Source organism: Mesorhizobium sp. M7A.T.Ca.US.000.02.2.1 (assembly GCF_003996995.1).
Lineage (GTDB): Bacteria > Pseudomonadota > Alphaproteobacteria > Rhizobiales > Rhizobiaceae > Mesorhizobium.
Genome location: NZ_RZTT01000266.1, coordinates 1 through 8,619, shown reverse-complemented (window position 1 = coordinate 8,619; position 8,619 = coordinate 1). Strand labels below are relative to the sequence as shown.

Sequence of the window (8,619 nt, the reverse complement as noted above, 5' to 3'; positions counted from 1 at the left end):
CTCCTGGTCGTGCCGTTCAAATGGGCGACGCAATGGGCAGGGCTCGATCCGCACAAGGTCGAGCTGATCTACACGGCGCCGCAGGAATTCTTCTTCACCCAGGTCAAGCTCGCCATGTTCGGCGGCATGGTGATCGCCTTTCCGCTGATCGCCACGCAGATCTACAAGTTCATCGCGCCCGGCCTGTACAAGAACGAGCGCAACGCCTTCCTGCCGTTCCTGATCGCATCGCCGATCCTGTTCCTGATGGGCGCATCGCTGGTCTATTTCTTCTTCACGCCGATGGTGATGTGGTTCTTCCTCGCCATGCAGCAGGCCGGCACCGACGATCAGGTGCAGATTTCGCTGCTGCCGAAAGTGTCGGAATATCTCAGCCTGATCATGACGCTGATCTTCTCCTTCGGCCTGGTGTTCCAGCTGCCGGTGGTGACCAGCCTGATGACACGGGTCGGCATGCTCTCGTCCAAGGGACTGGCCGAGAAGCGCAAATGGGCGATCGTCATTGCCTTCGTCGTCGCGGCGATACTGACGCCGCCCGATCCGATGAGTCAGATCGGCCTGGCCATCCCGACCATCCTTCTCTACGAGGTGTCCATCTGGGCTGCCCGGCTGATCGAGCGCGATCGGGAAAAGCAGCGCGTGGCACGCGAGAAGCAGGACGCGGCGGAAGAGGTGGCGGACAAAGCACCGGACGAGCCCCCGGCACCTGCCTCCTCATAGGCGACAGAGCGGCTGCAGCGGCGGAAAAACACAGTCGTCGCCCCGTCCTCTTGCATCGATCTCGGATGCGGTTTACGCCCTCTGGCTGAAACGCATCGCGCTCAAAGCGATGCGTTTCAGTTTTGTTTTGAGCATGTCGTTGTCCCAAATCGCTGTGCACTTTTGGGCGACATGCTACCCAGGAGCGTTTCAAACCATGCTTGACATCAAATGGATTCGCGACAACCCGAAGGCCCTTGTCGAGGCGCTGGTGAAGCGCTCGTGGTCGGCCGGTGAGGCGCAGTCCATGGTCGACGGGCTGATCGCCTCGGACGAGGCCCGGCGCGAGCACGTCACCGAGCTGCAGACCAAGCAGGAGCGCCGCAATGCCGCGTCGAAGGAGATCGGCAACGCCATGCGTTCGGGCGATGCCGCCTTGGCCGAGAAGCTGAAAGCCGAAGTCGGCGAGATCAAGGTCTTCATCCAGAACGGCGAGGCGCGCGAACGCGAGCTCGACAAGGCGCTGACCGATGCGCTGGCAGTGCTTCCCAACGTGCCGTTCGACGACGTGCCTGTCGGCAAGGACGAGCACGACAATGTCGTCAAGCACCTCGTCGGCAAGGTGCCGACGCGGCCGAACTGGGTGAAGGAGCATTTTGAGATCGGCGAAGCGCTCGGCATGATGGATTTCGAGCGCGCGGCAAAGCTGTCGGGCTCGCGCTTTACGGTGCTGAAAAGCGGACTGGCCCGGATGGAACGTGCGCTCGGCCAGTTCATGCTGGACCTGCATACGACCGAACATGGCTACGAAGAAGTCATCCCGCCGTTGATGGTCAAGGACGATGTTCTGTTCGGCACCAACCAATTGCCGAAGTTCGAGGAAGATCTGTTCTTCACGCCGCACGGGGAGGGCAGGCTTGGCCTGATTCCCACTGCCGAGGTCCCACTCACCAACCTTGTGCGTGAAGAAATCACCGCGCATGAAAAACTGCCGCTGCGCTACACCGCGCTGACGCCGTGCTTCCGCTCGGAAGCGGGTTCGGCCGGGCGCGACACGCGCGGCATGCTGCGCCAGCATCAGTTCTACAAGGTCGAGCTGGTGTCGATCACGGACCAGGAATCGTCACTTGCCGAGCATGAGCGGATGACGCAATGCGCCGAGGAAGTGCTGAAGCGGCTCGGCCTGCCGTTCCGCACCATGACGCTGTGCACCGGCGACATGGGCTTTGGCGCGCGCAAGACCTACGACATCGAGGTCTGGCTGCCCGGCCAGAACGCCTATCGCGAGATCTCGTCCTGCTCGGTGTGCGGCGATTTCCAGGCGCGCCGCATGGACGCCCGCTACAAGGACAAAGACGGCAAGGGCAACCGCTTCGTCCACACCCTCAACGGCTCGGGCACAGCCATTGGCCGCGCGCTCATCGCCGTCATCGAAAACTACCAGAACGAGGATGGCAGCGTAACCATTCCTGAAGTGCTGCGGCCTTACATGGGCGGCCTGGAAAAGATCGAAGCGAAATAATGCGCATTCTCCTGACCAATGACGACGGCATTCATGCCGAGGGCCTGGCGTCGCTCGAACGGGTCGCGCGCACGCTGTCCGACGATGTCTGGGTGGTGGCGCCCGAGCAGGACCAGTCCGGCTACGCGCATTCGCTGTCGATCTCGGAGCCGCTGCGGCTGCGCAAGATCGGCGAGAAGCATTTTGCCGTGCGCGGCACGCCGACAGATTGCGTCATTATGGGCGTCAAGAAAATCCTGCCTGGCGCACCCGACCTGATCCTGTCCGGCATCAATTCGGGCGCCAATATCGCCGATGACGTCACCTATTCGGGCACCGTCGCCGGCGCCATGGAAGGCGCGCTGCTCGGTATCCGCTCGATCGCGCTCAGCCAGGGCTACAGCTATGTCGGCGAAGATCGCGTCGTGCCCTACGAGACGACAGAGGTGCTGGCGCCGGCGCTGCTGAAGAAACTTGTCGCGACGCCGTTGCCGGACGGCGTGCTGCTCAACGTCAATTTTCCCAATTGCACGCCCGAAGAGGTCGCCGGCACGGTGGTCACCACCCAAGGCAAGCTCGTGCACTCCCTGTGGGTCGACGAGCGCCGCGACGGGCGCGGCCTGCCATACTACTGGCTGCGCTTCGGCGGCGAGCCGGTCGAAGGCAAGCAAGGCACCGATCTCTACGCCTTGCGCAACAGGCTGGTGTCGGTGACGCCGCTGCAGCTCGATCTGACCGCGCATGAAATCCGTGACCAATTGAGCAAGGCGCTTGCATGAACCAAGGGATCGATGACCGTGAAGGTTTTGCTGCCTTTCTGCTGCGTCTGCGCGGTCGGGGGACTGTGCCGAAAGCGCTGATCGCGGCCTTCGAGGCGACGCCGCGGCGCGGCTTCCTGGCGGCCCAGTTCCATCAGATCGCCTGGTCGGACCGCATGCTGCCGATCGAATGCGGCGAGGCGATCGAAGGTGCCGATATGCAGGCGGCGGTGATCGCGGCGCTCGCTATCGAGCAGGGCAACCGCGTGCTCGAGATCGGTACCGGTTCGGGCTACACCTCGGCGGTGATGTCGCGGCTGGCGGCGCGGGTCATCACCACCGATCGCTACAAGACGCTCGCCGAGCAGGCCAGGCAGCGCTTCGAGGCGCTCGGCATCGGCAATGTCATCGTGCGCCACGCCGATGGTTCCGGTGGCCTGCCGAATGAAGGGCCGTTCGATCGCATCGTTGCATGGGCGTCCTTCGACAGCCTGCCGCGTTTCCTGCTCGACCAATTGTCGAGTGGCGGCATCGTCATCGCGCCGATCGGCCCCGAAGAGGGCGAACAGGTGCTGGCCAAGCTGACCAAGGTCGGCAGCCGCTTCGAGCGTGAAGACATCGGCCTCGTTCGCCTGCAGCCGATCCTGCGCGGTGTCGCCGCTATCATCTAGCGCGTATGCCGATGATCAGGCCGCGCCGCGTCGGGTGCGTCTTCGACCCCGGCCGGCATGACCTGAAAATCTCCCCTGGGCTCGCTCTCTAATATTTTAAGAAAAATTGCGCCGGATTCCATGGGGTTAACCGTCGAGTAACATTAACGCGCTTTAATCATGCCTAGTTTGTACCGGGTATGTGCGGGTTAGTGCGATGCAACTCAGTGTTTTGAAGACAAGCGGTCGCAATCTGGCGCGAGGCTGCGCCATACTGATGGTCGCGGGTGCTGCTGCGGGGTGCAGTTCCCAGGTTTCGCGGTTCAATGGCGTCGACGACGTCTTTACATCCTCGACCAACAATCAGCGCACCATCATCAACAAGCAGGATGCCGTACAGCAGCCCTATCCGGGCGATGTCGCCGCCGCTCCGATCGATGGCAGCCATACACAGTCGGTCAGCCGCTCCAGCCTCGATCCGGTCTCGACGCGGCCGCTGCCGCCGCCCGTTGCCCAGGCTCCCGAAGTGGCGCCGGTATCGAAGCCGGTGCGCACCGCATTGGCCCCCGCACCGCATGTCGACAGGACCACGACCGGCACCGTCGCCCCGGTGGCATCGCCTTTCAAGGTTTCGCAACCTGACGAACCCCGCGTGGCTGCTTCCGGCACTCCGCATGCAACCGAGATCGTCGTCAGGGACGGCGAAACGATCGGCGGCCTGGCGCAGCGCTACAAGGTGCCGTCCGACGTGATCATGAAGGTCAACGGGCTGAGCGCGACCAAGGGGCTGAAGACCGGCCAGAAGCTGGTCATCCCGGCCTACGCCTATTCGAGCAAGAGCGAGCCGAAGCTCGCGGATGCCAAGCCGGCGAAAGACACCAAGCACAACCTGCCGGCCACTGCGCCGGACAAAGTCGCCGTCCTGCCGCAGCAGCCGAAGCCTAGGGAGGGCAAATCCACCGCTCAGGTCGACACGTCGGCCGCCGCGAGCCAGCCCAAGGAGCCCAAGCCGCAGGTAGCCGCGGCCAAGGCGACCAATGCAGCTGGCACCTATACGGTTCAGTCGGGCGACACGCTTTCCTCGATTGCCAGGAAAACCGGTGTCGGAGTCGTTGCCATCAAGCAGGCCAACGGCATGCAGGATGGCTTGCTCAAGATCGGCCAGACCCTGAAGGTGCCCGCCGGCGGAACCGCGACCGTCGCCGCCGCCAAGCCGGCCAAGGTCGATCCGGTGACGACGGCCACGACGCAGCCCGCGGCAAAGACCACGCCGTCGGAAACGCTGGCGTCCTACACGCCGCCGAAGAAGGATTCGAAGGTCATCCAGCAGGCCGAGGCCGACGATGCCGTCGCGCCTGACGCCACCGGCATCGGCAAGATGCGCTGGCCGGTGCGCGGTCGCGTGATCTCCGGTTTCGGCTCCGGCAAAGACGGCGTCGACATCGCCGTGCCCTCGGGCACACCGGTCAAGGCAGCCGAGAACGGTGTCGTCATCTATGCCGGCGACGGCCTCAAGGAATTCGGCAACACGGTGCTGGTGCGCCACGAGAATGGCTTGGTCACCGTCTACGGCCACGCCAGCTCGATCGAGGTGCAGCGCGGCCAGAAGGTCAAGCGCGGCCAGGAAATCGCGCTGTCGGGCATGAGCGGCACGACGGACTCGCCGAAGCTGCACTTCGAAGTGCGCAAGAACTCGGCCCCGGTCGATCCCTCGGGTTACCTCGAATAGAAGAAAAAAAGCAATTTGCGGGCCGTCTGACCTCCAGTCCGGCCCGCCGGCTCAGCCCGTTCCGAAAGGAGCGGGCTTTTTCAGTTTCAACGCGACGCGCCAGTCTTCAAGCTTCAAAGATGATCACGCAGAGTGTCGGCGATCATGACGTCAAGGCCGCTGGCCTTGATTCCGAGAAGCGTCTCCGCGTCGGAGGAATCGACCAGCAAGGGATTGTCGAAGAGATAGCTCATCTCGATGAGTTCATGCATGCCCAATGCTTCCATTTCGGGGATGGAATAGGAACGTGTTTCTGGAATTTCACGGTGAAGCATTGCCGCCGTCGTCAGGATGAGTTCCCGGGGTGAGGCGTGTTGCGATGGAACATGGAACGCCCGTCGCCATTCGCCCGTGTAGCGGGAAGCGGCGACCAGCGTCCTGGCCACGTCCTTCGTGAAGGACCAGGCATGAGTCGCGTCGAGGTTTCCAATGAAAGCAGTCGGTTTCCCCTCGATTATGGAGGGCAGCGCGACCAGTGAGAAAGAGCTGACCGCGCCATATCCAAGATAATCGCTGGACCGCACTTCGACTGCCGGCACGTCCGCACGGACCGCCCGTTGCCACATGATCGTGCGGGCGGTCCCTTTCTTCGACGTCGGATCCAGAGACAGGTCGGAGTGAAGCGGACTATCGGCATGTTTCCCATAGCCATAGAGGTTTCCGAGAACCACAAGCTTCGCGCCGACCGCTTCCGCGGCACGCACGGTGCCGTCGATGATTGGAAAGAAGTCGGTCGGCCACCGGTGATAGGCGGCCATGGCACACATGAAAATGGCGTCGGCGTTTCGGCAGATACGCGCCAGTTCAACGGCATCGGTGGCATCGGCCTGCACCGCCCGGACGTTCCGCAACGCGTTTGAGCCGACACTCCGGCTCGTGAGAACGACATCATGTCCTTCTTCGCCCAGAAGGCGCGCGGTCTCGTGCCCGACCGGGCCTGCTCCGACAACTACATAAAAACTCATGGCGTAACCTCTCGTCCAAGCTCGATGGAGAGGCGTAGGTACATGTCCATGGCATTGAAAATCGCGCGGGAATTGCCAATTCTTGGACAGGTTTTGCCAGGAAGCGAGAGAGCATGCATTCGCAGTCTGTTCCGGCCCGATTTCCGCCCGACGTCACAATGGCCTTCTGGCATATCGAAGCGGGCGTCCATCGTCTCTCCAGGGCGGCCCATCATCGCATCATGGTGCATGCAAGCGCGGCGACGCGTTCCTACTGCAATGAGGTTGGTCGATATTTCGTGAGGCGCGCTGGCGATATTGACCTGGTGCCCGCTGGCCAAGAGGGCGGCTTCGAGACCGAAACCCCGTTCGACACGATCGAGATCGCGTTACAACCAGCCCTGATGGAAAGGGTGGCGGCTGAGCTAGGTGGCAAGGCGCGCGCGTTGCCGCTCGACACACGTCATCTGCTTCGTGATCAGCGCATCCAACATCTCGCCCGTGCACTCGAGAGCGATCTCGGCGCAAACTCACCGAGTGGATCTTTGTTTGCCGACAGCATTGGCGCCGCTCTGGCGGTGAGGCTGCTCGGTCTTGAGAATTCCGATGTCGAGCGAACAAACCGGTTGTCAGATGCCCAGCTCAAGCGCGTGTTGGAGCATATCGAAGCTGGCTTGCACGAGCCCCTTTCAATCCAGCGATTGAGCCGAGTTGCCGGGGCGAGCAGCTCGCACTTGCGGGCTTGGTTCAAGGCGGCGACGGGCGTCACCCTGCACCGCTACGTGGTGCGACGTCGCGTCGAACGCGCACGCGCCCTGCTGCAGCGAGGCGATCTCAGCACAAGCGAGGTGGCGGAATTGACGGGCTTTGCGCACCAGTCACATCTGGCGCATTGGATGCGCCGCGAGATCGGCCAAACGCCGCGTGATTTGCGCCGGGCGCAGCCCAAATGATCTTGTCATTGGATGGCCTTGGCGACGCCACCCAACGTGTCAGTCCCTCAGTGGCTTGCCGAGCCGTCCAGCCAGGTCCTGGGTGAACTGCCAGGCAACGCGGCCCGAGCGGCTGCCGCGCGTCGTCGCCCATTCCAATGCCTTGGAGCGCAACTGCTCGGGATCGATGACAAGGCCATGATGGCTGATATAGCCGTCGATCATGTCGAGATACTCGTCCTGCGAACATTTGTGGAAGCCGAGCCACAGCCCGAAGCGGTCGGACAGCGACACCTTTTCCTCGACCGCCTCGGAAGGGTTGATGGCGGTCGAGCGCTCATTGTCGATCATGTCGCGCGGCAAAAGGTGCCGGCGGTTCGAAGTGGCATAGAAGATGACATTCGCCGGCCGGCCTTCGACGCCGCCTTCGAGCGCGGCTTTGAGCGACTTGTACGAAGTGTCGTCATGGTCGAAGGACAGATCGTCGCAAAACAGGATGAAGCGGAAGGGGGCCGCCTTGAGCAGGCCCATCAGCTTCGGTAGCGTGTCGATGTCCTCGCGGTGGATTTCGATCAGCTTCAGCGGCAGGTCGGACTTGGTCTTGGCGTTGATCTCGGCATGCACGGCCTTGACCAGCGACGATTTGCCCATGCCGCGCGCGCCCCACAACAACACATTGTTGGCTGGATACCCGGCGGCGAAGCGTTCGGTGTTGTCGACAAGGATGTCGCGGACACGGTCGACGCCACGGATCAGGCCGATGTCGACGCGGTTAACCCTGCGCACCGGTTCCAGATAGCCCGGATCGGCCTGCCAGACGAAGCAATCGGCCTCGCCGAGGTCGGTTTCGGGCACCGGCGGCGGGGCGAGGCGGCTCACCGCCTCGATCAGCCGGTCGAGTTTCTGGTTCAGGGCTTCAATGCTGCTGTCGGTCATGTCTGTCTTTTGTTTCGCGGTTTCGACATTTGGGAGCGTGAACGTGCCCGATTCCCTCTGATCCAAAACCGGTGGGAACCTTTTGTTCGAGCGTGATCTCTGGCAAACGGTTTCCGTTTGTCTGAGAAAACCGGCTCGCGCTTTTCGCGATCATGCTCTAACACGGCTCAACAGGCCGTAAAAGCAGCCGATTTGGCCGGCCGCGCAGTTGCATTGACAACTTTACCGACTATATTCCGGCCAAATTTCAAGGGCCGCCAAATTGGCGGCTGTTTTCAAAAATCAGGAGTACCTCGATGTTCGTGACACCGGCATACGCCCAAGGCGTCGGCGCTTCTCCCGACATGTTCATCAGCATTTTGCCGTTTGTCCTGATTTTCGTGATCATGTATTTTCTGATCATCAGGCCGCAGCGCACGCAGCTGAAGAAG

The 8,619-nt window shown here is 62.2% G+C and carries 9 protein-coding genes; 7 read left to right on the top strand and 2 right to left on the bottom strand.

Annotation, left to right across the window (positions count from 1 at the left end; all coding sequences use genetic code 11):
- The 5 genes from tatC to EOD15_RS22625 form a co-directional block, all read left to right on the top strand.
- On the top strand, positions 1-720 hold a 720-nt coding region (gene tatC, locus EOD15_RS22645), incomplete at its 5' end, for a twin-arginine translocase subunit TatC (protein ID WP_127408837.1).
- A gap of 196 nt (positions 721-916) precedes the next feature.
- Positions 917-2,221, top strand: a complete 1,305-nt coding sequence (gene serS / locus EOD15_RS22640; protein WP_127320715.1) for a serine--tRNA ligase — start codon at positions 917-919, stop codon at positions 2,219-2,221.
- Positions 2,221-2,979, top strand: a complete 759-nt coding sequence (surE, locus tag EOD15_RS22635) for a 5'/3'-nucleotidase SurE (RefSeq protein WP_023812184.1) — start codon at positions 2,221-2,223, stop codon at positions 2,977-2,979. The genes serS and surE overlap by 1 nt, the downstream gene beginning before the upstream one ends.
- Positions 2,976-3,629 carry a protein-L-isoaspartate(D-aspartate) O-methyltransferase gene (locus tag EOD15_RS22630; RefSeq protein ID WP_127267601.1) on the top strand — a complete coding sequence of 218 codons (654 nt, stop codon included), beginning with the start codon at positions 2,976-2,978 and terminating at the stop codon, positions 3,627-3,629. Before surE ends, EOD15_RS22630 begins: the two co-directional genes overlap by 4 nt.
- A gap of 196 nt (positions 3,630-3,825) precedes the next feature.
- A complete protein-coding gene (locus tag EOD15_RS22625) occupies positions 3,826-5,337 on the top strand; it encodes a peptidoglycan DD-metalloendopeptidase family protein (RefSeq protein ID WP_127267602.1) in 1,512 nt (503 codons plus the stop codon).
- 113 nt (positions 5,338-5,450) lie between these two features.
- Here EOD15_RS22625 and EOD15_RS22620 read toward each other — a convergent pair whose 3' ends face one another.
- The gene (locus tag EOD15_RS22620; protein ID WP_127320716.1) at positions 5,451-6,341 is read right to left on the bottom strand and encodes an NAD-dependent epimerase/dehydratase family protein; all 891 of its coding nucleotides are present in this window, start codon (positions 6,339-6,341) and stop codon (positions 5,451-5,453) included.
- A gap of 113 nt (positions 6,342-6,454) precedes the next feature.
- On the opposite strand from EOD15_RS22620, the gene EOD15_RS22615 reads away from it, so the two are divergent.
- A complete protein-coding gene (locus tag EOD15_RS22615) occupies positions 6,455-7,273 on the top strand; it encodes an AraC family transcriptional regulator (RefSeq protein WP_127408836.1) in 819 nt (272 codons plus the stop codon).
- 39 nt (positions 7,274-7,312) lie between these two features.
- Here the strand turns inward: EOD15_RS22615 and EOD15_RS22610 are convergent, their stop codons facing one another.
- Complete coding sequence (locus EOD15_RS22610) at positions 7,313-8,188, bottom strand: ATP-binding protein (protein ID WP_127323075.1); 876 nt, start codon at positions 8,186-8,188, stop codon at positions 7,313-7,315.
- Positions 8,189-8,484: 296 nt separating this feature from the next.
- Here EOD15_RS22610 and EOD15_RS22605 point away from each other — a divergent pair.
- The coding region (locus tag EOD15_RS22605) for a preprotein translocase subunit YajC (RefSeq protein WP_185929040.1) at positions 8,485-8,619 on the top strand (135 nt) is incomplete at its 3' end.

Excerpts from the sequence above, each read along its gene's own strand:
- serS (WP_127320715.1), top strand. The coding sequence starts at position 917 with ATGCTTGACATCAAATGGATTCGCGACAACCCGAAGGCCCTTGTCGAG.
- surE (WP_023812184.1), top strand. The coding sequence starts at position 2,221 with ATGCGCATTCTCCTGACCAATGACGACGGCATTCATGCCGAGGGCCTG.
- EOD15_RS22630 (WP_127267601.1), top strand. The coding sequence starts at position 2,976 with ATGAACCAAGGGATCGATGACCGTGAAGGTTTTGCTGCCTTTCTGCTG.
- EOD15_RS22625 (WP_127267602.1), top strand. The coding sequence starts at position 3,826 with ATGCAACTCAGTGTTTTGAAGACAAGCGGTCGCAATCTGGCGCGAGGC.
- EOD15_RS22620 (WP_127320716.1), bottom strand. The coding sequence starts at position 6,341 with ATGAGTTTTTATGTAGTTGTCGGAGCAGGCCCGGTCGGGCACGAGACC.
- EOD15_RS22615 (WP_127408836.1), top strand. The coding sequence starts at position 6,455 with ATGCATTCGCAGTCTGTTCCGGCCCGATTTCCGCCCGACGTCACAATG.
- EOD15_RS22610 (WP_127323075.1), bottom strand. The coding sequence starts at position 8,188 with ATGACCGACAGCAGCATTGAAGCCCTGAACCAGAAACTCGACCGGCTG.